General features: G+C 74.6%; 19 protein-coding genes and 1 tRNA gene. 17 read left to right on the top strand and 3 right to left on the bottom strand.

Features of this window, described 5'->3' with window-relative positions; translation table 11 throughout:
- The first annotated feature begins 35 nt into the window (after positions 1 to 35).
- The 7 genes from LY71_RS11495 (at position 36) to LY71_RS11465 (ending at position 9,573) form a co-directional block, all read left to right on the top strand.
- The gene (locus LY71_RS11495) at positions 36 to 2,387 is read left to right on the top strand and encodes a beta-xylosidase/alpha-l-arabinosidase (RefSeq protein ID WP_106277505.1); all 2,352 of its coding nucleotides are present in this window, start codon (positions 36 to 38) and stop codon (positions 2,385 to 2,387) included.
- Entirely contained in the window at positions 2,387 to 3,373 is a 987-nt protein-coding gene (locus tag LY71_RS11490) for an acetylxylan esterase (protein WP_106277503.1), read from the top strand. The genes LY71_RS11495 and LY71_RS11490 overlap by 1 nt, the downstream gene beginning before the upstream one ends.
- On the top strand, positions 3,373 to 4,875 hold the full coding sequence (gene arfA / locus LY71_RS11485; RefSeq protein ID WP_106277501.1) for an arabinosylfuranosidase ArfA: 1,503 nt from the start codon (positions 3,373 to 3,375) through the stop codon (positions 4,873 to 4,875). The genes LY71_RS11490 and arfA overlap by 1 nt, the downstream gene beginning before the upstream one ends.
- 50 nt (positions 4,876 to 4,925) lie before the next feature.
- Positions 4,926 to 6,116 carry a xylose isomerase gene (xylA, locus tag LY71_RS11480; RefSeq protein WP_106277499.1) on the top strand — a complete coding sequence of 397 codons (1,191 nt, stop codon included), beginning with the start codon at positions 4,926 to 4,928 and terminating at the stop codon, positions 6,114 to 6,116.
- Positions 6,117 to 6,123: 7 nt separating this feature from the next.
- Positions 6,124 to 7,524: a xylulokinase gene (gene xylB, locus LY71_RS11475; protein ID WP_106277497.1), complete on the top strand. Its 1,401-nt coding sequence runs from the start codon at positions 6,124 to 6,126 to the stop codon at positions 7,522 to 7,524.
- 64 nt (positions 7,525 to 7,588) lie between these two features.
- The gene (locus tag LY71_RS11470; protein ID WP_106277496.1) at positions 7,589 to 8,662 is read left to right on the top strand and encodes an ABC transporter ATP-binding protein; all 1,074 of its coding nucleotides are present in this window, start codon (positions 7,589 to 7,591) and stop codon (positions 8,660 to 8,662) included.
- Positions 8,659 to 9,573: an aldose 1-epimerase family protein gene (locus tag LY71_RS11465; RefSeq protein ID WP_106277494.1), complete on the top strand. Its 915-nt coding sequence runs from the start codon at positions 8,659 to 8,661 to the stop codon at positions 9,571 to 9,573. Before LY71_RS11470 ends, LY71_RS11465 begins: the two co-directional genes overlap by 4 nt.
- Before the next feature lie 32 nt (positions 9,574 to 9,605).
- On the opposite strand, the gene LY71_RS11460 is transcribed toward LY71_RS11465, so the two are convergent.
- Positions 9,606 to 9,788 carry a hypothetical protein gene (locus LY71_RS11460; protein ID WP_146146117.1) on the bottom strand — a complete coding sequence of 61 codons (183 nt, stop codon included), beginning with the start codon at positions 9,786 to 9,788 and terminating at the stop codon, positions 9,606 to 9,608.
- A 269-nt stretch (positions 9,789 to 10,057) separates the two neighbouring features.
- Here LY71_RS11460 and aroH point away from each other — a divergent pair, with 269 nt between their 5' ends.
- The 4 genes from aroH to LY71_RS11440 all read left to right on the top strand — a co-directional run bounded on the left by aroH (position 10,058) and on the right by LY71_RS11440 (position 14,525).
- Positions 10,058 to 10,420 (top strand): chorismate mutase, encoded by a 363-nt coding sequence (aroH, locus tag LY71_RS11455; protein WP_106277490.1) that lies wholly within the window; start codon positions 10,058 to 10,060, stop codon positions 10,418 to 10,420.
- A gap of 92 nt (positions 10,421 to 10,512) precedes the next feature.
- Complete coding sequence (cmk, locus tag LY71_RS11450; RefSeq protein WP_106277488.1) at positions 10,513 to 11,199, top strand: (d)CMP kinase; 687 nt, start codon at positions 10,513 to 10,515, stop codon at positions 11,197 to 11,199.
- Complete coding sequence (gene der / locus LY71_RS11445; RefSeq protein ID WP_106277486.1) at positions 11,196 to 12,539, top strand: ribosome biogenesis GTPase Der; 1,344 nt, start codon at positions 11,196 to 11,198, stop codon at positions 12,537 to 12,539. Before cmk ends, der begins: the two co-directional genes overlap by 4 nt.
- A gap of 36 nt (positions 12,540 to 12,575) precedes the next feature.
- A complete protein-coding gene (locus LY71_RS11440; RefSeq protein ID WP_106277484.1) occupies positions 12,576 to 14,525 on the top strand; it encodes an FAD-binding monooxygenase in 1,950 nt (649 codons plus the stop codon).
- A 9-nt stretch (positions 14,526 to 14,534) separates the two neighbouring features.
- Here LY71_RS11440 and LY71_RS23460 read toward each other — a convergent pair whose 3' ends face one another.
- A complete protein-coding gene (locus LY71_RS23460; protein WP_169063827.1) occupies positions 14,535 to 14,711 on the bottom strand; it encodes a hypothetical protein in 177 nt (58 codons plus the stop codon).
- 165 nt (positions 14,712 to 14,876) lie between these two features.
- On the opposite strand from LY71_RS23460, the gene LY71_RS11435 reads away from it, so the two are divergent.
- The 6 genes from LY71_RS11435 to LY71_RS11410 all read left to right on the top strand — a co-directional run bounded on the left by LY71_RS11435 (position 14,877) and on the right by LY71_RS11410 (position 21,669).
- Positions 14,877 to 16,301 carry a cytochrome ubiquinol oxidase subunit I gene (locus LY71_RS11435; RefSeq protein ID WP_106277482.1) on the top strand — a complete coding sequence of 475 codons (1,425 nt, stop codon included), beginning with the start codon at positions 14,877 to 14,879 and terminating at the stop codon, positions 16,299 to 16,301.
- 2 nt (positions 16,302 to 16,303) lie between these two features.
- Positions 16,304 to 17,338 carry a cytochrome d ubiquinol oxidase subunit II gene (gene cydB / locus LY71_RS11430; protein ID WP_106277480.1) on the top strand — a complete coding sequence of 345 codons (1,035 nt, stop codon included), beginning with the start codon at positions 16,304 to 16,306 and terminating at the stop codon, positions 17,336 to 17,338.
- The gene (gene cydD, locus LY71_RS11425; RefSeq protein ID WP_106277478.1) at positions 17,338 to 18,993 is read left to right on the top strand and encodes a thiol reductant ABC exporter subunit CydD; all 1,656 of its coding nucleotides are present in this window, start codon (positions 17,338 to 17,340) and stop codon (positions 18,991 to 18,993) included. Before cydB ends, cydD begins: the two co-directional genes overlap by 1 nt.
- Positions 18,990 to 20,639 (top strand): thiol reductant ABC exporter subunit CydC, encoded by a 1,650-nt coding sequence (cydC, locus tag LY71_RS11420; RefSeq protein ID WP_106277476.1) that lies wholly within the window; start codon positions 18,990 to 18,992, stop codon positions 20,637 to 20,639. The genes cydD and cydC overlap by 4 nt, the downstream gene beginning before the upstream one ends.
- Positions 20,636 to 21,520 (top strand): alpha/beta fold hydrolase, encoded by an 885-nt coding sequence (locus LY71_RS11415; protein ID WP_106277474.1) that lies wholly within the window; start codon positions 20,636 to 20,638, stop codon positions 21,518 to 21,520. The genes cydC and LY71_RS11415 overlap by 4 nt, the downstream gene beginning before the upstream one ends.
- A gap of 75 nt (positions 21,521 to 21,595) precedes the next feature.
- Positions 21,596 to 21,669 (top strand) — tRNA-Pro (locus LY71_RS11410).
- Positions 21,670 to 21,918: 249 nt separating this feature from the next.
- On the opposite strand, the gene LY71_RS11405 is transcribed toward LY71_RS11410, so the two are convergent.
- On the bottom strand, positions 21,919 to 23,499 hold the full coding sequence (locus tag LY71_RS11405; protein WP_106277472.1) for a bifunctional shikimate kinase/3-dehydroquinate synthase: 1,581 nt from the start codon (positions 23,497 to 23,499) through the stop codon (positions 21,919 to 21,921).
- Between the last annotated feature and the right edge of the window lie 149 nt (positions 23,500 to 23,648).

The following is a 23,648-nucleotide window of genomic DNA, read 5'->3' as shown; positions in this document are numbered from 1 at the left end:
ACCCCCACGACGAGATCGGACGGACCCCCGAGGGCATGGGCACCAACGACGAGACCCGCACGGCCGGCGAGCTGGCCCCCTGGCGCGACCCCGCCGTCCCCGCCGAGGACAGGGTGGCCGACCTCATCTCCCGCATGGCGCTGGAGGAGAAGGTCGCCCAGCTGTACGGCGTGTGGGTGGGCATCGACGAGACCGAGGGCGAGGTGGCCCCGCACCAGCACGACATGGCCGCCGCGCCGGTGGACTGGGACGAGCTCGTCCGCAACGGGCTCGGGCAGCTGACCCGCCCGTTCGGGACCGCGCCGGTCGACCCGCTGGTGGGGGCCAAGGGCCTGGCGGAGAGCCAGCGGCAGATCGTGGCGGCCGGCCGCTTCGGGATCCCCGCGCTGGTGCACGAGGAGTGCCTCACCGGTCTCGCGGCGTGGACGGCGACCGTCTTCCCGTCGCCGCTGTGCTGGGCGGCCAGCTTCGACCCGGACCTCGTGGAGCGGATGGGCGCGCTCATCGGGGAGAACATGCGCCGGCTCGGCGTGCACCAGGGGCTCGCCCCGGTCCTCGACGTCGCCCGCGACCTGCGCTGGGGACGGGTCGAGGAGACCATGGGCGAGGACCCGCACCTGGTGGGCACGATCGGCAGCGCCTACGTCCGCGGCCTGGAGTCCAGCGGCGTCGTCGCCACGCTCAAGCACTTCGTCGGCTACTCCGCCTCCCGCGCGGGGCGCAACCTCGCGCCGGTCTCCGCCGGCCCCCGGGAGATCGCCGACGTCTTCCTGCCGCCGTTCGAGATGGCCCTGCGGGCCGGTGCCCGGTCGGTGATGAACTCCTACACCGACATCGACGGCGTGCCGTCGGCGGCGGACACGGCGCTGCTCACCTCCCTGCTGCGCGAGACCTACGGGTTCACCGGCACGGTGGTCGCGGACTACTTCTCGATCGCCTTCCTCCAGACCCTGCACGGCGTGGCCGCCTCGCCGGCGGAGGCGGCCGCGCGGGCCCTGGCGGCGGGCATCGACGTGGAGCTGCCGACCGTGAACTGCTACGGCGGGCCGCTGGTCGAGGCGGTGCGCGGCGGAGCCGTGGACGAGGCCCTGGTGGACCGGGCGCTGCGCCGGGTGCTGCTGCAGAAGTGCGAGCTCGGCCTGCTCGACCCCGACTGGTCGCCGGACTCGCCGGCGGTCCTCGACGGCGAGGTCACCCTCGACTCCGCGGAGTCCCGTGCCGTCGCCGGGGACCTCGCCCGCCGCTCGGTCGTCCTGCTCGCCAACGACGGGACGCTGCCCCTGCGGCCCGGCCTGCGCCTGGCGGTGGTCGGTCCCCGCGCCGACACCGCGCAGGCGGTGCTCGGCTGCTACTCCTTCCCGATGCACGTCGGCGTGCACCACCCCGACGTGCCCGTGGGCGTCGACATCCCGACGCTCGCCGACGCGCTGCGGGCGGACCCCGCCGCGTTCGACGTCGTCGTCGCCGAGGGCTGCCCGGTGCTGGGCGGCGACGACGAGGGCATCGAGGCCGCCGTGCGGGCCGCGGCCGACGCCGACGTGTGCGTCGCCGTCCTCGGCGACCAGGCCGGCCTGTTCGGCAACGGCACGTCGGGGGAGGGCTGTGACGCCGTGGACCTCCGGCTCCCGGGCCGGCAGGAGGAGCTGCTCGAGGCCCTGCTGGCGACGGGCACCCCGGTCGTGCTGGTGCTGCTCGTGGGCCGGCCCTACGAGCTGTCCCGCCAGGCCGACCGGCTCGCCGCGGTGGTCTGCGGGTTCTTCCCCGGCGAGGAGGGCGGCCCTGCGGTCGCCGACGTCCTCAGCGGGCGGGTGTCCCCGTCGGGCCGGCTGCCGGTGAGCTTCCCGCGCGCCGACAGCAGCCAGCCGGGGACCTACCTCGCGGCGGCCCTGGGCCGGCGCACCGACGTCAGCATGGTGGACCCGACCCCGCTGTTCCCCTTCGGGCACGGGCTGGGGTACGGCTCCGCCACCTGGGGCGGGGTCCGCGCGGTCGGCGGACCGGAGTGGGACACCGACGGCACCGCCGAGGTGGAGGTCGAGCTCCGCAACGACACCCACCACGAGGTGAGCGAGGTCGTCCAGGTCTACCTGCACGACGCGGCCGCCGAGGTGGTCCGGCCGGTGCAGGCCCTCGTCGCCGCCCGGCGGGTCGACCTCGCGCCCGGGTCCGCCGCCACGGTGCGGTTCACCCTGCACGCCGACCTGACCTCCTTCACCGGACGCGACGGCGCGCGGATCGTCGAGCCGGGGGAGGTGGAGCTCCGGGTGGGCGCCTCGAGCGCCGACGTGCGGGAGGTGCTGCCGTTCACGCTCAGCGGGAGCCGCCGCACGGTCGGCTTCGAGCGCCGGCTGCACCCGGAGAGCGCCGTCCGGCGGAGCGGGGACTGATGCCGCAGACCGACCTCCCGCTGGAGGACCTCCGGCGCTACCAGCCGGACCTCCCCGCGCCGGACGACCTCTGGGACTTCTGGGACGCGACCCTCGCCGAGGCGGCCGAGCGGCCGCTGGACGTGTCGTGCACGCCGGTCGACAACGGGCTGGTGACCGTCGAGACCCAGGACGTGTCCTTCGCCGGCTCCGGCGGCGACCCGGTCCGCGCCTGGCTGCACCTGCCCGCCCGCGCGGTGCGCGGGGACGGCGCCCTGCCCGGGGTCGTGCAGTTCCAGGGCTACAACGGCGGACGGGGGCTGCCCCACGAGCACGTCTTCTGGGCGTCGGCGGGCTTCGCGCAGCTCGTCGTCGACACGCGCGGGCAGGGCAGCGGCTGGACCGTGGGGGACACCGGCGACCCGGTGGGCTCGGCGGCCGCGCAGCCGGGGTTCCTCACGCGGGGCGTGCTGTCGCCGCGGGACTACTACTACCGGCGGGTCTACACCGACGCCACGAGGGCCCTCGAGGTGCTGCGGGACCACCCCGGGGTCGACGGCGACCGGGTCGCGGTCACCGGGATCAGCCAGGGCGGCGGCATCGCGCTCGCCGTCTCGGCCCTCGCCCGGGGAGTGCGGGCGATCATGCCCGACGTACCGTTCCTCTGCGACTTCCCGCGGGCCACCCGCACCGCCCCCGGCGACCCGTACGGCGAGGTCGTGCGCTACCTCGGGGCCCACCGCGACCACGTGGACCGCGTCTTCCGGACGCTCGCCTACTTCGACGGCGCGGTGCTGGGCCGCAGGTCGTCCGCCCCGGCGCTGTTCTCCGTCGCCCTCATGGACGAGATCTGCCCGCCGTCGACGGTCTTCGCGGCCTACAACGCCTACGGCGGCCCCAAGGAGATCGAGGTCTACCCGTTCAACGACCACGAGGGCGGGCAGGCCCACCAGCAGCGCGTGCAGCTCGCCTGGCTGCGCGGCCGGCTCGAGGGGCGGGGCGTCTGATGCTGCGCGCTCGTCTCACCGTCGACCCCGCGCGACCGGTGGGCCAGGTGTCCCGACGGCTCTTCGGCGCCTTCGTCGAGCACATGGGACGCGGCGTGTACGGCGGCATCTTCGAGCCGGGGCACCCGACGGCGGACCCGGCCGGCTTCCGCCGCGACGTGGTCGACCTCGTCCGCGAGATGGGGGTGACGACGGTCCGCTACCCCGGCGGGAACTTCGTCTCCGGGTTCCGGTGGGAGGACGGCGTCGGCCCGCGCGACCAGCGCCCCGTGCGGCTCAACCTCGCCTGGCACAGCACGGAGACCAACGAGGTCGGGCTGCACGAGTTCGCCTCGTGGCTGGAGCAGGTCGGCGCCGAGCTCATGCTGGCCGTCAACCTCGGCACCCGCGGCACCCTCGAGGCGCTGGACCTGCTCGAGTACGCGAACGTGCCGTCGGGCACGACGCTCGCCGACCAGCGGGTCCGCAACGGGCGCCGGCAGCCCTTCGACGTCCGCATGTGGTGCCTCGGCAACGAGATGGACGGCCCCTGGCAGCTCGGCCAGATGTCCGCCGACGACTACGGCAAGCTCGCCGCCCGGACCGCGAAGGCCATGCGCCAGGTCGACCCGGACCTCGAGCTGGTCGCCTGCGGCTCGTCGGGCGCGGCCATGCCGACGTTCGGGGAGTGGGAGCGCACCGTGCTCACCCACGCCTACGACGACGTCGACTACCTCTCCTGCCACGCCTACTACGAGGAGAAGGACGGCGACCTCGGCTCCTTCCTCGCCTCCGCGACGGACATGGACCGCTTCATCGAGACCGTCGTCGCCACCGCCGACCACGTGAAGGCCGTGCGCCGGAGCACCCGGACGATCAACGTCTCCTTCGACGAGTGGAACGTCTGGTACCTGTCCCGGGTGCCGGCCGACCTGGCGCGGCGCATCGACGACTGGCCGCTCGCGCCGGCCATCAGCGAGGAGCCCTACACCGTCGCCGACGGCGTCGTCGTCGGGAACCTGCTGATGTCGCTGATCCGGCACGCCGACCGGGTGACCAGCGCCTCGCTGGCCCAGCTGGTCAACGTGATCGCCCCCATCGCGGCCGAGCCGGACGGGCCGGCGTGGCGCAAGACGACGTTCTTCCCGTTCGCCACCACCTCGCGCCTGGCGCGCGGCGTCGCCCTGCAGGTCGACGTCGACTGCCCCGGCTACGACACCGCCGAGTACGGCGAGGTGCCCGTCGTCGACGCCGCCGCCACGGCCGACGACGGCGTGGCCGCCCTCTTCCTCGTCAACCGCTCGCAGACGGAGGACGCGGAGGTCACCGTCGACCTCGCCCCGCTCGGCGTGCGCACCGTCGAGGAGGCACTGACGCTGTCCGACCCGGACCCGCACGCGGCGAACACGACCGACCGCCAGGACCGGGTCCGGCTGCGGCCGACCCCCCGAGCGGCTTTGATCGAGGGCAGGCTCAGCGTCAGCCTGCCACCGGTCTCCTGGACGGCCGTCTCCCTCACCTGACCGCCCACTCCGGCACCACCCCGCACCACACCGCCCGCGAAAGGAACACCATGTCCACCCCTCAGCCCACCCGCGAGGACAAGTTCACCTTCGGCCTCTGGACCGTCGGCTGGCCGGGCCGCGACCCGTTCGGCGAGGCCAGCCGCTCGGCCGTCGACGTCGTCGAGTCGGTGCACCGGCTCGCCGACATGGGCGCCTACGGCGTCACCTTCCACGACGACGACGTGATCCCGTTCGGCAGCGACACCACCGCGCGCGACGAGCACATCAAGCGCTTCCGCGCGGCGCTGGACGAGACCGGCCTGGTCGTGCCCATGGTCACCACCAACCTGTTCACCCACCCGGTGTTCAAGGAGGGCGGCCTGACCGCCAACGACCGCGAGGTCCGCCGCTACGCGATGCGCAAGGTCATGCGCAACATGGACCTCGCCGCCGAGCTGGGCGCGCAGACCTACGTGCTGTGGGGCGGCCGCGAGGGCACCGAGGTCGACACCGCCAAGGACCTCCTCGCCGCGCTGGACCGCTACGCCGAGGCGATCGACACCCTGGCGGCCTACTCCGAGGCCCGCGGCTACGGCCTGCGCTTCGCGCTGGAGCCCAAGCCCAACGAGCCCCGCGGCGACATCTTCCTGCCCACCGTCGGGCACGCCATCGCCTTCATCTCCAAGCTCGACCACGCCCACCTCGTCGGCATCAACCCCGAGACCGGCCACGAGCAGATGTCGAACCTGAACTTCACCCACGGCATCGCCGAGGCGATCTGGCTGGGCAAGCTCTTCCACATCGACCTCAACGGCCAGCACGGGCCGAAGTTCGACCAGGACCTGGTGTTCGGCCACGGCGACCTGCTGCAGGCCTTCAGCACCGTCGACCTGCTGGAGAACGGCGGCCCGCAGGGCGGCCCGTCCTACGACGGCCCCCGGCACTTCGACTACAAGCCGCTGCGCACCGAGGACATGGACGGCGTCTGGCGCTCGGCCGAGGCCAACATGCGCACCTACCTGCTGCTCAAGGAGCGCGCCGCGGCCTTCCGCGCCGACCCCGAGGTGCAGGAGGCGCTCGCCGCCGCCCGCGTCCCGGAGCTGCGGCAGCCGACCCTCGGCGAGGGCGAGACCTTCGAGGAGCTGCTGGCCGACCGCTCGTCGTTCGAGGACTTCGACGCCGACACCGTCGCCCAGCGCGGCGCCGGGGTCGTCCGCGTCGACCAGCTGATGCTCGAGCACCTGCTCGGCGCCCGCTGATCCGGTCATGACACTGGTGGCCGGGGTCGACTCGTCGACCCAGTCGTGCAAGGTCGTGGTGCGGGACGCCGACAGCGGCGCCCTGGTCCGGGAGGGCCGGGCGCCGCACCCGGAGGGCACCGAGGTCGACCCGGCCGCCTGGGAGGCGGCGCTGCGGACGGCGGTCGTCGAGGCCGGGGGCCTCGACGACGTCGCCGCGGTGGCCGTCGGCGGGCAGCAGCACGGGATGGTCTGCCTCGACGAGGACGGCCGGGTCGTGCGCGACGCCCTGTTGTGGAACGACACCCGTTCGGCGCAGGCGGCGACCGACCTGACCGCCGAGCTCGGCGGCCCGCAGGCCTGGGCCGACGCCGTCGGCCTGGTGCCGGTGGCCTCCTTCACCGTCACCAAGCTGCGCTGGCTGGCCGAGGCCGAGCCGGCGAACGCGGCGCGGACGGCGGCGGTGTGCCTGCCGCACGACTGGCTCACCTGGCAGCTGGCCGGTACGCCGGGCCTCGACGCCCTGGTCACCGACCGCGGGGACGCCAGCGGCACCGGCTACTGGTCGCCGGCCCAGGAGGCCTACCGGCCCGACCTGCTCGAGCGGGCCTTCGGCCGCACGCCGGTGCTGCCGCGGGTGCTCGGTCCGGCGGAGCGGGCCGGGACGGTCGCCGGCGGCGGCGCGGTGCTCGGTCCCGGCACCGGCGACAACGCGGCCGCGGCGCTGGGCATCAGCGCCGAGCCCGGTGACGTCGTGCTGTCCATCGGCACCTCCGGCGTGGTCTCCACCGTGTCCACCACGCCGAGCGCCGACCCGTCGGGCACCGTGGCCGGGTTCGCCGACGCCACCGGCAACTTCCTGCCGCTGGTCGTCACGCTGAACGCCGCCCGGGTGCTCGACGCCACCGCGCGGCTGCTCGGCGTCGACCACGCGGAGCTGTCCCGGCTGGCGCTCAGCGCGCCGGCCGGGGCCGGCGGCCTGGTGCTGGTGCCCTACCTGGAGGGCGAGCGGACGCCGGACCGCCCGCGCTCCACCGGGGCGGTGCACGGCCTGACCCTGGCCACCGCCACCCCGGCGCACCTGGCGCGCGCCGCCGTCGAGGGGCTGCTGTGCGGCCTCGCCGACGGGCTGGAGGCCATCGCCGCCCAGGGCAACCCGGTGCGCCGGGTGCTGCTGGTCGGCGGCGGCGCCCGCTCGGAGGCCGTCCGCCGGCTCGCCCCCGCCGTCCTCGGCGTGCCGGTCCTGGTGCCGCCGCCGGGGGAGTACGTGGCCGACGGCGCCGCCCGGCAGGCCGCCTGGGTGCTCGCCGGCGGCGACACCCCGCCGGTGTGGCCGGCCACCAGCACCGAGACCTACGAGGCCGACCCGGTGCCCGCCGTCCGCGAGCGCTACGCCGAGGTCCGCGACCTCACCGCCGACCGCTCCTGAACCCACCCGACCCACCCGACCCACCTGCCGGCGCCGTCGCCGACACCCCGCGAGGAGAACCACCATGGCCACCGTCACCTACGAGTCGGCGACCCGCCGCTACGCCGGCGCCGACCGGCCCGCCGTCGACGCGCTGGACCTGCAGGTCGAGGACGGCGAGTTCCTCGTCCTGGTCGGCCCGTCCGGGTGCGGCAAGTCCACGTCGCTGCGGATGCTGGCCGGTCTGGAGGAGGTCGACGGCGGGAAGATCCTCATCGGCGACCGCGACGTCACCGACCTGCCGGCCAAGGACCGCGACATCGCGATGGTCTTCCAGAACTACGCGCTGTACCCGCACATGACCGTGGCCGACAACATGGGCTTCGCGCTGCGGATGGCCAAGGTGGGCAAGGCCGAGATCCGCGAGCGGGTGGACGAGGCGGCCCGGCTGCTCGACCTCGAGCAGTACCTCGACCGCAAGCCCAAGGCGCTGTCCGGCGGGCAGCGGCAGCGCGTGGCGATGGGCCGGGCGATCGTCCGCCGGCCGCAGGTGTTCCTCATGGACGAGCCGCTGTCCAACCTCGACGCCAAGCTGCGGGTGCAGACCCGCACCCAGATCGCCGCGCTGCAGCGGCGCCTGGGCACCACCACCGTCTACGTCACCCACGACCAGGTCGAGGCGATGACCATGGGCGACCGGGTGGCGGTGCTCAAGGACGGGCTGCTCATGCAGGCCGGCCGGCCCCGCGAGCTCTACGACCGGCCGCGCAACGTGTTCGTCGCGGGCTTCATCGGGTCGCCGGCGATGAACCTCGTGGAGCTGCCGGTGGTCGACGGCGGGGTGCTCCTCGGCGACGCCGTCCACCCGGTGGAGCGCGAGGTCCTCGGCCGCGCCGGGGGCGACCGCGTGGTGCTCGGCGTGCGACCCGAGGACCTGGAGCTGGCCGAGCACGGCCTGGCGGTGGAGGTCGACGTCGTCGAGGAGCTCGGTGCCGACGCCTACGTCTACGGCCACGCCACCCTCGACGGGGAGCAGGCCACCGTGACGGTGCGGGTCGACGGCCGCCGTCCGCCGCAGAAGGGCGACGTGGTCCACGTCAGCCCGCGCCCGGGTCACGTGCACCTGTTCTCCGCCGCCGACGGCGAGCGCCTCGGGTGAGCGTGCTGCCCACCGGTGAGCAGCACGTCCTGCGCGCCGGCGACGCGGAGGCCGTCGTCGTCGAGGTGGGCGGCGGCCTGCGCACCTACTCCGCGGGCGGCCGCGCTGTGCTCGACGGCTACGCCGCCGACGAGATGGCGCCCGACGTCCGCGGGCACGTGCTCGCGCCGTGGCCCAACCGGCTCGGCGACGGCGTCTGGTCGTGGGACGGGCGGGAGCTGCGCACCCCGGTGACCGAGCCGGAGCGGGGGACGGCGATCCACGGTCTGGTGCGCTTCGTCGCCTGGCGGGTGCTGGCCCGCAGCGACGACTCGGTGGTGCTCGAGCACCTTCTGCACCCGCAGCCGGGCTACCCGTTCGCGCTGCGGCTGCGGGTCGGCTACGAGCTGTCGGCCGAGGGGCTGCGGGTGACCACCACCGCGACCAACGAGGGTGACCGCGCGCTGCCCTACGGCGAGGGCCACCACCCCTACCTCGCCGCGGGGGAGGGGCTGCTCGACGACTGCACGCTCACCGTGCCGGCCGCCACCCGCGTCACCCCCGACGACCGGCTGCTGCCCGTGGGCACCGAGCCGGTCGAGGGGACGCCGTACGACCTGCGGACCGGCCGCCGGATCGGCGGCCTGCGCCTGGACGACTGCCTCACCGACCTCGCGCGGGACGCCGACGGGGTGGCCGAGGTGCGGCTGGTGGACGCGAGCGGCCGCGGCGCCGTCCTCTGGCTGGACGCCTCCTACGGCTGGCTGCAGGTGTTCACCGGTGACGTGGTCGAGCCCGCCGCCCGGCGCCGCCACGGCCTGGCGGTGGAGCCGATGACCTGCCCGCCCGACGCGTTCCGCACCGGCACGGGCGTCCGCCGGCTGGAGCCGGGGGAGTCGACGACGGCCACCTGGGGCATCCGCCCGCTCTGACCTCTCCGCGGCCCGGCGCCGCGGTCGGCCGGTCAGGCCGAGGCGGTGAGGAGCGCGCGGGCGTCGTCGGTGACGGTCGCCGACCCCAGGTCGACGACCACCTGCCGGTGGCCGAGCTGCCGGAGCGCGTCGACGACCCGGCACAGCGCCTCGGCGCCCACCCCGTCCAGGTGGCCGCGGACCCGGACGGTGCCGGCGGTGCGGTCGGTCCGCACGGTGCACACCGCCCGCCCCGGACGGGTCCGGTCCGCAGGCGTCCCGGTGACGCCTGCTCGACGGGCAGTGGCTCGGCCGTGGGCCTCGTCTCGACTCACCCCGTTACCGTGACGAATCCGTCCGGAACCGCCCAGGGCACTAGGTCTCGGTGCCCCCATGGGGGGCTCCCCGGCGCGGAAGGCTGCCACGGGGGAGGGCGCTGGCGCGGGGTACCTAGACTCGACCGGGCACCCAGGGACGGGAGCCGGGACCGACCGAGGAGGGTGCAGTGGCCGTACGGGCCATCCGGGGCGCGACACAGGTGGACGCCGACGACCGCGACCAGGTGCTCGAGGCCACCCGCGAGCTGGTGAGCACCGTCGTCGAGCGCAACGGCCTCGACCTCGACGACATCATCAGCATCCTGTTCACCGCGACCCCCGACCTGGTGTCGGAGTTCCCCGCGCTGGCCGCCCGGGAGCTGGGCATGGGCGACGTCCCGCTGATGTGCGCCACCGAGATCGGCGTCCCGCACGCGCTGCCGCGGGTGCTGCGGCTGATGGCGCACGTGGAGACCGACCGGCCGCGCACCGAGATCCAGCACGTGTACCTGCGGGGTGCCGTGGCGCTGCGACGGGACATCGCGCAGTGAGCGAGCGCCAGCGAGCGGAGACCACTGCGCGCGGTGACAGCGCAGTGAGCGCGCGCCAGCGAGCGGAGACCACTGCGCGCAGCGACAGCGCAGTGAGCGGGTTCCGGGGGCAGGTGACCCTCGACGGGCCGTCGGGGACGGGCAAGTCCAGCGTCGCGCGCGCGGTCGCGGCCCGGCTGGGCGCGGCCTACCTCGACACCGGCGCCATGTACCGCGCCGCCACGGTCGCGGTCCTCGACGCCGGGGTCGACCCCGAGGACGCCGAGGCGGTGGCCCGGGTGGTGGCGGGCGCGCGCATCGAGGTGGGGACGCAGGCCGACACCGAGCGGGTGGAGGTGGACGGCACCGACGTCGCGGTGCGCATCCGCGGCGCCGAGGTGACCCGTGCCGTCTCCGCGGTCTCGGCGGTGCCCGCGGTGCGGCGGCAGCTGGTCGACCAGCAGCGCTCGCTGGTGGCCGCGGCCGACGCCGTCGTCGTCGAGGGCCGCGACATCGGCACCGTGGTGCTGCCCGACGCGACCGTGAAGGTGTACCTGACCGCGGCGCCGGAGGCGCGCGCGCAGCGGCGGGCCGACCAGCTGGGGCTCACCACGCCGGAGGAGGTCGCGGAGCTCGCCGCCGACCTGCGCCGCCGGGACGAGTACGACAGCAGCCGCGCGGACAGCCCGCTGCGGCCGGCCGCCGACGCGGTGGTCGTCGACAGCACCGACCTCGGTCGGGAACAGGTGGTGGACCGCGTGGTGGAGCTGGCCCGCTCGGCAGTGGAGGTGCGGTCGTGACCGAGGAGGGCACCGGCGGCCCGCTGCCGGTGGTGGCGATCGTCGGCCGGCCCAACGTGGGCAAGTCGACGCTGGTGAACCGGATCCTGGGCCGCCGCGCGGCGGTGGTGCAGGACGTCCCGGGCGTGACCCGCGACCGCATCTCCTACGAGGCGCTGTGGAACGGCCGGCGGTTCACCGTCACCGACACCGGTGGCTGGGACCCCCGGGCCGAGGGGCTGGGCGCGTCGATCAGCCGGCAGGCCGAGCACGCGATGCGCACCGCCGACGTGATCGTGCTCGTCGTCGACAGCACGGTCGGGGCGACCGACACCGACCTGGCCGCCGCGCGGATCCTGCGGCGCAGCGAGCAGCCGGTCATCGTCGTGGCGAACAAGGTCGACGACGAGCGCAGCGAGGCCAACGCGGCCGAGCTGTGGTCGCTGGGCCTCGGCGAGCCGCAGCCGGTGAGCGCGCTGCACGGCCGCGGCTCGGGCGACCTGCTCGACCTGGTGCTCGACGCGCTGCCCGAGGCGCCGCGCGGGGAGCCGGAGGAGGGCGGCCCGCGGCGGGTGGCGCTGGTCGGGCGGCCCAACGTGGGCAAGTCCAGCCTGCTCAACCGGCTGGCCAAGGAGGAGCGCTCGGTCGTCGACTCCGTCGCGGGCACCACCGTGGACCCGGTCGACTCGATCATCACGCTGGGCGGGGAGGAGTGGCGCTTCGTCGACACCGCCGGCCTGCGCCGCAAGGTCAACACCGCCAGCGGCACCGAGTACTACGCCAGCCTGCGCACCGAGGCCGCGATCCAGGCCGCGGAGGTGGCCGTCGTGCTGCTCGCCGCCGACGAGGTCATCAGCGAGCAGGACCAGCGGGTGATCACCCAGGTGGTGGAGGCCGGCCGCGCGCTGGTCATCGCGATCAACAAGTGGGACACCCTCGACGAGGACCGGCACGCCCAGCTGGAGAAGGAGGTCGAGCGCGACCTCGCCCGCGTCAGGTGGGCCAGCCGGGTGAACATCTCGGCGGCCAGCGGCCGCGGCGTCGGCCGGCTGGCCGACCACCTGCGCGCCGCCATCGCCTCCTGGGAGACCCGGGTGCCGACGGCGGAGCTCAACGCCTACGTGCGCCAGCTGGTGCAGGAGACGCCGCCCCCGGCGCGCGGCGGCCGCGCCCCGAAGATCAAGTACGTGACGCAGGCCGACGTCCGGCCGCCGCGGTTCGTCGTCTTCTCCACCGGCTTCCTCGAGGCCGGCTACCGGCGCTTCCTCGAGCGCAAGCTGCGCGAGCGCTTCGGCTTCGCCGGGACGCCCATCGACATCTCGGTCAAGGTCCGGGAGGGTCGCGAGCGCCCCCGCGGCTGACGTCGCGGGCGCCCGGCGCGGACGGGAGGCGAGGACGTGCAGTTCCACCTGGACGGCTACCGGACCGGCGACCCGCGCCGGCAGGAGCCGCACCCCGCGGTGGCGGCCCGGCCGGAGGGCCTGCCGGCGGAGGCCGACGTGCTCGTCGTCGGCACCGGACCGGCCGGCCTGGTGCTGGCCGCGCAGCTGGCCGCCTTCCCCGAGATCGCGACCGTGGTGGTCGACCGCCGGGACGGCCCGCTCGCGGTCGGCCAGGCCGACGGGGTCGCCTGCCGCACCGTGGAGGTGTTCGAGGCGTTCGGCCTGGCCGGGCCCCTGCTGGACGAGGCGTACTGGGTCAACGAGGTCGCCTTCTGGCGGCCCGACCCGGCCGACCGGAGCCGGATCGTGCGGACCGGGCGGGTGCAGGACACCGAGGACGGGCTGTCGGAGTTCCCGCACGTCATCGTCAACCAGGCGCGGATGCTCGACCTGCTCCGGGAGCACATGGCGCGGTCGGCCGCCCGGCTGGAGCCGCGGTACGGGCTGCAGGTGCGCGACCTGCGGGTGGACACCGGCGGCACGGCCGACCACCCGGTGACGGTCACCGTCGAGCACGTCCGCGGCGGCCGCCCGACCGGGGAGACGTCGACCGTCCGCGCCCGCTACGTCGTCGGCTGCGACGGGGCGCGCAGCAGCGTCCGGGCCGCGATCGGCCGCGAGCTGGTCGGCGACCCCATGAACTCCTCCTGGGGCGTGATGGACGTCCTGGCGGTCACCGACTTCCCCGACATCCGGCTCAAGTGCGCGATCCACTCGGCCAACCAGGGCAACCTGCTGGTCATCCCGCGCGAGGGCGGCTACCTGGTGCGGCTCTACGTCGAGCTCGACGCCGTCCACGACCGGGAGGTGCTCGAGACCCGCGGCGTCACCCCGGAGAAGCTCACCGAGGTCGCCAACCGGGTGCTGCACCCCTACACCCTCGACGTGCGCGAGGTGGCCTGGTGGTCGGTCTACGAGATCGGCCAGCGGCTGTGCGACCGGTTCGACGACGTCCCGGCCGCCGAGGTGGCCACCCGCACGCCCCGCGTCCTCATCGCCGGCGACGCCTGCCACACGCACAGCGCCAAGGCCGGCCAGGGGATGAACGTCTCCATGGCCGACGCGTGGAACCTCGGCTGGAAGCTCGCCGCCGTCCTGCGCGGGACCGCCCGCCCCGAGCTGCTGCACACCTACACCGCCGAGCGGCAGGCGGTCGCCCGGGAGCTCATCGACTTCGACCGCGAGTTCGCCCGCATGTTCAGCGCCCCGCCGCGGGAGTCCGGCGACGCCGACGGCCACGGCGTCGACCCGGCGGAGTTCCAGCGGTACTTCGTGCAGCAGGGCCGCTTCACCGCCGGCGTGGCCACCCGGTACGCCCCGTCGATGATCACCGCCGGGGCCGCCCACCAGCACCTGGCCGGCGGCTTCCCGGTGGGCATGCGCTTCCACTCCGCGCCGGTGGTCCGGCTCGCCGACGCGCGGCCGCTGCACCTCGGGCACGTCGCCCGGGCCGACGGCGCCTGGCGCCTCTACGTCTTCGCCGACCGGCCCGCGCCCACCGCCCCGGGGTCGCGGGCCCGCCAGCTGCTCGACCACCTCGGGTCGGCGGCGTCCCCGCTCGTCCGGTTCACCCCGCCCGGCGCCGACCCCGACTCCGTCCTCGACGTCCGCGCGGTCTTCCAGCAGCACCACCGCGAGCTGGCCGTCGACGCGCTGCCCCCGGTGCTGCTGCCCCGGAAGGGCCGGCTCGGCCTGGTCGACCACGAGAAGGCGTTCTGCCCCGACGCCCGGGCCGGCGACGTCTTCGACGCGCGCGGCATCGACCGCGACGCCGGGTGCGTGGTCGTCGTCCGCCCCGACCAGCACGTCGCGGCCGTGCTGCCCCTCGACGCGCACGAGGAGCTGACCGGCTTCCTCGGCCGGTTCCTCGTCGAGGCGGCGCCGGTGCCCGCCGGGCGGCGCTGAGCCGCCCGGTCAGGTCCGCGGCGGGGGCACGGGCTCCTCGATGCGGTCCCAGCTGTGGTGGCTGTAGAGCGTCTTGTTGCCGCGGGTGTCGTAGACGACGAGGTGCCCGGTGGCGGTGAAGCTGAAGCGGGCGCCGTCCTCGTAGCGGATCACCTCGCCGTCGGCGCGGTGCAGGTCGAAGGCCATCCCGGGAGCCTGGCACGGCTCCGGCCCCGCGGCCTGCCGCCCCGCTCGCGGGGCCGCTCCCGCTCGCGGTGCAGGTCAGCTAGTTGCGTGCAACCCTGAGGGCGCCCGGCCGCCGCGCCAGCCCCGCGCGTCCCCTGCCGGGCTCCCGGACGAGGTGGTGCGCACGTGGACGTGGTCGAGCTCAGCAGGTTCCAGTTCGCCTCGACCAGCATCTTCCACTTCTTCTTCGTCTCGCTGACCGTGGGACTGGCCTTCCTCATCGCGGTGATGGAGACGATCGCCTACGTCCGCGAGGACCGGCGGCACGTCTACGAGAAGATGACCAACTTCTTCGGTCACCTCTTCCTCATCAACTTCGCCGTCGGCGTGGTCACCGGGATCGTGCAGGAGTTCCAGTTCGGGATGAACTGGAGCGAGTACTCCGACTTCGTCGGCAACATCTTCGGCGTCCCGCTGGCGCTCGAGGTGCTCATGGCGTTCTTCCTGGAGAGCACCTTCATCGGGCTGTGGTGGTTCGGCAAGGACCGGCTCAGGCCCTGGATGCGGCTGGGCAGCATCTGGCTGGTCGCCATCGGCACGCAGATCAGCGCGTTCTGGATCGTGCTGGCCAACGCCTGGATGCACCACCCCGTGGGCTACGAGGTCGTCGAGGGCCAGGCCCGGCTCACCGACTTCGGTGCCGTCGTCTTCAACTACAAGGCCTGGCTGTACTTCGCCCACGTGCAGGGCAGCGCCTGGGTGGTCGCCGCCTTCTTCGTGCTCGGTATCAGCGCCTTCCACCTGCTGCGCCGGCAGGACACCGACGTCTACTCCGCCTCGCTGCGCATCGGCCTGGTCTTCGCCGCCATCGGCACCGTGTTCTCCGTCGTCAGCGGGCACACCGAGGCGCAGGTGGCGCGCGAGGACCAGCCGATGAAGTTCGCGGCGATGGAGGCCCAGTGGGAGACGTCGGACTCCCCGGCGCCGTGGTCGCTGGTCGCGTTCATCGACGAGGAGGCGCAGGAGAACTCGTTCAACATCGAGATCCCCATCGTCGGGTCGGTGCTGGCCTACAACAGCTTCGAGGGCCGCTACGAGGGGCTCATCCCGCTCAACGAGGAGTACCAGGAGCTCTACGGCGAGGGCGACTACATCCCGCCCGTGACCTGGGTGTACTGGTCGTTCCGGATCATGGTCGGCATCGGCTCGCTGCTGCTGGCCACGGCGTTCCTGGGCCTGTTCCTCTGGTGGCGGCGCAGGCGCGGCCTGGACGGGACCCGCTGGTTCCTCCGGGCGCTGGTGCTGTTCATCCCGCTGCCGTGGATCGCCAACTTCACCGGCTGGATTGTCACCGAGATGGGCCGCCAGCCGTTCATGGTCTACGGGCTGCTGACGGTGGAGGAGGGCGTCAGCCCCAACACCTTCGGCGAGGTGCTCGCCGGGCTGATCGGGCTGTGGGTGGTGTACCTGGCGCTCATCGGGCTGGACGTCTACCTGCTCAGCGTCACCGCGCGCGCCGGCATCCACCGCAAGCCCGAGGCGCAGCTGGTGGCCGCGCCCGCGCCGGACTACGAGGGTGTGGGCCTGCAGGGGTACGAGAGGAGGAACTGACGGTGGACCTGGTCACCCTGTGGTTCTGGCTGATCGCGCTCACCTTCACCCTCTACTTCTTCCTCGAGGGCTTCGACTTCGGCGTCGACATCCTGCGGCCCACGCTCGCCCGCACCGAGGCCGAGGAGCGGGCGCTGACCGGCACCATCGGGCCGTTCTGGGACGGCAACGAGGTGTGGGTGATCGCCGCCGCCGGGCTGATGTTCTCCACCTTCCCCGTCTGGTACGGCGCGGTGTTCAGTGGCATGTACCCGCTGTTCGTCGCCATCCTGCTGGCGCTGCTGCTGCGCGGGGTCTCCTTCGAGTACCGCAACCAGGTCGACAGCGAGCGGTGGCGCGCGTTCTGGGACTGGATGTCCTTCGCCGGCAGCGTCGTCCCCTCGTTCCTGTGGGGCGTCATCATGGCCAAGCTCATCGAGGGCATGCCGGTGGGCCGCGAGGGGCGGGTGCAGGGCGGGCTGCTGGAGATGTTCACGCCGTTCTCGCTGCTCGGCGGGGCGACGACGCTGCTGCTGTTCATGCTGCACGGCGCCAACTTCCTGCTGCTGCGCCTGCACACCGACACCGTGCTCTACGACCGCGCCCGCCGGGCCGCGCTGCGCTGGGGCGCGCTGGCCACGGTGGCGGTCGTCGGGTTCGTCGTCATGGGCTACGTGACCGAGGGCCTGTTCGAGAGCTTCGGCGTGCTGCCCTGGTTCTTCCCGGTCGCGGCGTTCCTCACCCTGGCCAGCATCTGGCTGGCGCTGTCCCGCCGCCGCGACACCCTCGCCTTCACGATGAGCGGCCTGACCATCCTGTTCGCCACCGTCACGGTGTTCATCGCGCTGTTCACCCGCGGCGAGGTGCTGCCCTCCACGCTCGACCCCGACTTCGGCCTGACGCTGGAGGAGACGGCCAGCCAGCACTACACGCTGGTGCTGATGACCTGGGTGGGCGGGATCTTCCTGCCGCTGATCATCGGCTACCAGATCTGGAACTACTACGTCTTCCGTGAGCGCGTCCGCCCCGACGAGGGCTCGCTCAAGCACGGCTACTGATGCCCCGGGGCCCGGCCGGGCGGCTGCTCACGGTGCCCGGCGTCCGCCGCTCGGTGGTGCTGTGCGCGGTCGCCGGCGTGCTCACCTGGGCGCTGCTGGTGGTGCAGTGGGCGCTGGTCGCCGCCTTCGTGGCCGCGGTCGTCGACGGCGCGCGACCCGCCGCGCTCGCCGGCTCCCTCGGCGGGGTGGCGGCGGCCTGGCTGGCGCGGGCCGGGGTGCTCGCCGTCCGCGACCGGGCGGTGGCCCGCACCTCGGCGCGGGTCCGCCGCCGGCTGCGCGGGGCGCTGCTGCGCAAGCTGGTCGCCCTCGGTCCCGCGCACGCCGGCGCGCAGCAGGACGGCGAGCTGGTCACCACGGTCACCGAGGGGGTCGGCCGGCTCGACGGCGTCGTCGGCCGGCTGCTGCCCGGGGCGACGGCGGCCGCCGTCGTCCCGCCGCTGGTGGCCGCGACCGTGCTGGTGCTCGACCCCGCGTCGGCGCTGATCCTGCTGCTCACCGGCCCGCTGGTGCTGCTGTTCCTGTGGCTGACCGGCACGCTGGCCGCCCGCGCCGCGCGCGCCCAGTGGGAGACGCTGGCCCGGCTCGGGGCGTCGCTGGCCGACACGCTGCGGGTGCTGCCCACGCTGGTGGCCTACGGGCGGGCGCGGTCGAGCGCGCGCTGGCTCACCGACGTCAGCGAGGCCCACCGGGTCAGCACGATGCGGGTGCTGCGCACCGCGTTCCTGTCCGGCTTCGTGCTCGAGTTCGGCGCGGTCCTGTGCACGGCGCTGGTCGCGGTCACCGTCGGCGTGCGGCTCTTCGAGGGGCAGCTGACCCTGCAGCGGGCGCTGCTGGTGCTGCTGCTGACGCCGGAGTTCTTCGCGCCGCTGCGCGCCCTGGGCGCCGACCGGCACGCCGGCCTGGAGGGGGAGCCGGCGGCCGAGCGGGTGTTCGCGCTGCTCGACGCCCCCGAGCCGGCCTCCGGCAGCCGCCCGGTGCCCGCCGGCGTGCCGGCCGTGACGCTGCGCGGCGTCACCCTGCGCCACGGCGGGCGGGCGGCCCTCGACGGCGTCGACCTCGACCTGCCGCCGCTGTCGCGCACCGCGCTCGTCGGCCCGAGCGGGGCGGGCAAGACCAGCCTGGTGCGGCTGCTGCTCGGCTTCGCCGTCCCCGACGAGGGCGCCGTGCTCGTCGACGGCGTGCCGCTGACCGAGCTCGACCCCGCCGCCTGGCGCGCCCGGGTGGCGCACGTGCCCGAGCGGCCGTTCCTGCTGCCGGGCAGCGTCGCCGACAACGTGCGTCTGGGCCGGCCGGACGCCACCGCCGCCGAGGTGGAGCGGGCACTGGCGCGGGCCGGCCTGCTCGAGGTGGTGCGCCGGCTGCCGCAGGGGACGGACACACCCCTGGGCGAGGACGCCGCCCGGCTCTCGGGCGGCGAGCGGGTGCGCCTGGCGCTGGCCCGCGCGCTGGTCAAGGACGCCGGCCTGCTGGTGCTCGACGAGCCCACCGGCCAGCTCGACGAGGCCACCGAGCAGGCGGTGCTGGCGGCGCTCGAGGAGGCTGCGGCCGGGCGCACCGTGGTCACCGTCACCCACCGGACCGCCCCGCTCGCGCTGCACGACCGGGTCGTGGCCCTGGCCGACGGCGCCCTGGCGCTGCCCGCGGTGCCCCGGTGAGCGAGCTGCTCGGGCTGGTGCGCGGCCCGCGGACGGCGCTGGCGGTCGTCCTGGGCGCGCTCACCGTGCTGTGCGGCGCGGGCCTGCTGGCCACGTCCGGCGCGCTGATCACCGGCGCGTCGCAGCGGCCCTCGACGCTGCTGGTGCTCATGCCGCTGATCACCGGGGTGCGCTTCTTCGGCGTCGCCCGCGCCGCGCTGCGCTACACCGAGCGGCTGGTCACCCACGACGTCACCCTGCGGCTGGTGGCCCGGGTGCGGGGGCGGCTGCTCGAGCGGCTGACCCCGCTGGCGCCCGCGGCGCTGAGCGGCGCGCGCGGCGGGCAGCTGCTGTCGCGGGTGCGCACCGACGTCGACGAGCTGCAGGGCGTGGTCGCCCGGCTGGTGGTGCCCACCGGGCTGGCCGTCGTCGCCGGCGGGGTCGCCGTGGCGTCCACCGCGCTGGTCTCGCCGGCCACCGCGCTGGTGCTCGCCGGGCTGCTGCTGGTGCTCGGCGTCGCCGTGCCGGCCGCCGCGGCCCGGGCCGGACGGCGCGCCGCGGTGGCCGCGGCGCGGGCCGACGCCGCCGTCGCCGCCGACACCCTCGACCTGGTGCGCGGCCTGGCCGACCACCTCGGCGGGGACGGCGGCGCGACGGCGCTGCGCGCGCTGGAGGGCCACCTCGACCGGCAGGAGGAGGCCGAGCGGGCCGCCGCCCGGCTGGCCGCGGCCACGACGCTGTGCCGGGAGGGCGTGCCCGGGCTGGGCCTGGTCGCGGCGCTCTGGCTGGTCGGCACCGACGTCGCCGCGGGGACCACCGACGTGCTGCTGCTGGCGGCGTGCGCGCTGGGGGTGCTCGGGGCGTTCGAGGCCGTGGGCGGGCTGGGCGTGGCGTGGAGCGTCGCCGGCGGCATCCGCGCCGCCGCCGGCCGGGTGCGGGAGCTGGGGGAGCAGCGGCCCGCGGTGACCGACCCCCAGGAGCCCGCGCCGCTGCCGCCGGGGTCGGCGCTGCGGCTGGAGGGCGTCACGCTGCGCTACCCGGGCAGCGCGGAGCCGGCCGTCGCCGGCCTCGACCTCGCCGTCGCCGACGGGGCGAAGGTGGCGCTGACCGGACGCAGCGGCGCGGGCAAGAGCACCGTGCTGGACCTGGCGCTGCGCGCACGGGACCCCGACGCCGGGCGGGTCACCCTCGGCGGCACCGACCTGCGCGAGCTGCCGCTGGACGGCGTCCGGTCACGGCTGGCCTGGGCCGCGCAGGCGCCGCAGCTGCTCGGCGGCACGCTGGCCGGCAACCTGCGCCTGGGCCGGCACGACGCCACCGACGCCGAGCTGCTCGCCGTCCTCGACGACGTCGGGCTCGCGCACCTGGCCACCGCACCCGGGCTGGACGGCTGGGTGGGAGAAGGCGGGGAGCGCCTGTCGGCCGGCGAGCGAGCGCGGGTCGGGCTGGCCCGCGCGCTGCTCAGCCCGGCCGACGTGCTGCTGCTCGACGAGCCCACCGCGCACCTGGACCCCGCGCTGTCGGCCCGCGTGCTCGACCTGCTGGCCCGCGACGCCCGCGCCGTGCTGCTGGTCACCCACGACGCCGCGGCCCTCGACGAGCGGTGGCGGGTGGTCGACCTCGGCACCGATGAGTCCCGCCTCCACCCGGCGTCTACCGGTGCATGACCACACCGCAGACGCACACCCTCGAGACGGCCGGCGCCGTCGTCACCTACGACGTCCGGCCCGGCACCGGCGACGGGCCGCCGCTGCTGCTCGTCGGCTCGCCGATGGCCGCCTCCGGTTTCGGCTCGCTCGCGGCGCAGTTCCCCGACCGCACGGTGGTCACCTACGACCCGCGCGGCGCCGAGCGCAGCCGCCGCACCGACGGCGCGGCCACCTCCACGCCCGAGGAGCACGCCGACGACCTGTCGCGGGTGGCCGAGGCGGTCGGCGGCGGGCCGGTGGACGTGCTGGCCAGCAGCGGGGGAGCGGTCAACGCGCTCGTCTGGGTGGCCCGGCACCCCGGCCAGGTGCGCACCCTGGTCGCGCACGAGCCGCCGGCGTCGCAGCTGCTGCCCGACCGGGAGGCCGCGCTGGCCGCCTGCCGGCACGTGCACGACACCTACCGGCGCCGCGGGTTCGGCGCCGGGATGGCGGAGTTCGTCCGGCTGGTGATGCACCAGGGGCCGCTCACCGAGGAGTTCACCCGGCAGCCGGCCGCCGACCCCGCCGCCTTCGGCCTGCCGGCCGACGACGACGGCTCCCGGGACGACGTGCTGCTCGCGCAGAACCTGCTGTCGTGCACCGCGCACGAGCACGAGGTCGCGGCGCTGCGGGCCTCGTCGACGCGGATCGTGCCCGCGGTGGGGGAGGGCTCGGTCGGGCAGCTCGCGCATCGGGGCGGCCTCGCCGTGGCCGCGGCGCTGGGCGTCGAGCCGGTCGTGTTCCCCGGCGACCACGGCAGCTTCCTCGACTCGCCCTACGGCCCGCCGGCCGACGTCGCGGCGTTCGCGGCCCGGCTGCGCGAGGTGCTCAGCACCGACCGGGACGCCGTGCCGGCCTGACCACCGCGCAGATCGGGCGAGCGGGTGCGGTAGCCTGCTGGAGCAGCGATCGGGCGGCGCGAGCCGCCCGGCGCTCGGGCTGTAGCGCAGCTTGGTAGCGCACTTGACTGGGGGTCAAGGGGTCGCAGGTTCAAATCCTGTCAGCCCGACAGCGGGAGACCGCAGCTCAGGGGCCGTGTCCGGAGAGATCCGGAACGGCCCCTGACGGCTTGTCGGGACGGTGTGACCACCACCTGGTCACCGTCATCCGACCCTGAGCTGGCCACGACGGACTGCGGCGAGCGCCGCGTCGAGGTCCGCGGCGGCTCCGTGTGGCCGGTCCGGCGGTGACGGAGAGCGGGGCCGCTCGGTGTCGTAGCGCGGTGGGCTACCGGTCGAAGGCGTCGCCGCTTCGCGCGTCAGCGCCTCGCCAGGTCGTCCAGCACGTCCGCCAGCATGTCGGTCGAGGCGGTGACCCCCGTCTCGGCTCGTCCCAACCCGTTGAGGACGACGAAGCGGACCCCGTGCCGGTACTTCTTGTCCCGCAGCCACGCGCGTTTCATGGCTTCCAGGTCGAAGCGCCCCGTGGTCGGCAGTCCCAGCCTCGACAGGAGGTGCCGGTGCCGGTCGACCACGTCGTCGCCAACACGTCCCTGGCGGCGGGCGAGATGGGCGGCGGCCATCATGCCCAGCGACACCGACTGACCTTGGTCCTCCACTTGCCCTGTCACCAGATCGATCGCGTGACCGAAGGTGTGGCCGTAGTTGAGAACGATCCGCTCCGCGGTCGCGCGCTCGTCCCGACTGACGATGTCGGCCTTGATCTCGAGACTGCGGCTGACGAGCTGGTGCACAGCGTCGACGTCGGCTGAACAGGCGCCTTCGGATGATTCTTCGAGAACGTGGAGCAGGTCGCTCCGGCTGATCAGCGCGTGTTTGGCGATCTCGGACAATCCGGCTCGGAAGCCACGCTCCACGTTGGCACATGCGGTGGTGACGTCGGCGATGACGACCGTGGGTTGGTGGATCGTCCCCATGAGATTGCGCCCCTGGGGCATGTTGATCGCGTTCTTGCCACCGATGGCGGAATCGGCCTGGGCGACGAGCGTGGTGGGCACCAGGGCCAGCCGGGTGCCTCGGTTGAAGGTGGCGGCGACGAATCCGGCGAGGTCGCAGACCGGCTCCCCGCCCACAGCCACGACCAGGTCGTTCGTGTGCAGCGCGACGTCGGCCAACTGACCGGCGACATGGCGAACCGCGGCGAGATCCTTGTCCGCCTCCGTGTCCGGAACCGGCACTCGTGTGACCGAGATGCCCTGGGCGGTGACGCTTGCGGCCACGCGGTCGGCGGTGCTCGTGTCCCGATCGGATTCCACGATGACCGCCTGCTCGATGTCCGTCGAGGTGGGCAACAAGGTGCCCGCCAGGTCGAGCAGTTGCCTGCCGACATGCGCGTAGTAGGTGCCGCCGACGGGAGTCACGAGGATGTTGGAGGTCCCCGGTGGAGTGCTGGGCAGGCGGGTGAGCTCCCTCAGGACGTCGAGGGCGACGGCGTCGGGACGGCGTCCGTTCGTGTCCACCTGTATCGCTGCGACCTCGGCATAGGCCTGCAGGCGCCGTGAGTAGGTCTGGTCGAGATCGGCGCGCTGCAGCATGGGGCGGAACAGGTCCTGGTGGACTCTCGACAGGGCCTCGTCGTAGTCGACCCGTAGGTACACGACGGTGGTCTTGCGCAGGATGGCTCGTGTCCGCGGATCCCCCAGGGCGCCGCCGCCGAGCGCCAGGACCGCGTCGGAGCCACGGACCAACTCGTTGATCGACCGGTGCTCGATCTCCCGGAAGTGCTCTTCTCCCTCAGCGGCGAAGACGTCGACGATGCTGCGGCCGAGTTGCTGCTCGATGTAGACGTCACTGTCGACGAAGGGCGTGCCCAGCCGCTCGGCCAGGACGTGCCCGACCGTCGTCTTGCCCGCTCCCATGAAACCGACCAGCACGATCATCGCCACACCTGGCAGTCTGACGCAGCGACCCCAGCGCGGATCACTGCTGCTCGAGCATCAGCGGTGGGTCACGAGACATCCCCGGCGACGTGCGACATCCGGGTGTCGAGCTCGCTCGTGCTCGCGACGTCCATGTCGAGGGCGACCCC

Source organism: Geodermatophilus tzadiensis, assembly GCF_003002915.1.
Taxonomy (GTDB): domain Bacteria; phylum Actinomycetota; class Actinomycetes; order Mycobacteriales; family Geodermatophilaceae; genus Geodermatophilus; species Geodermatophilus tzadiensis.
This window is presented reverse-complemented; position numbering and strand designations above follow the sequence as displayed.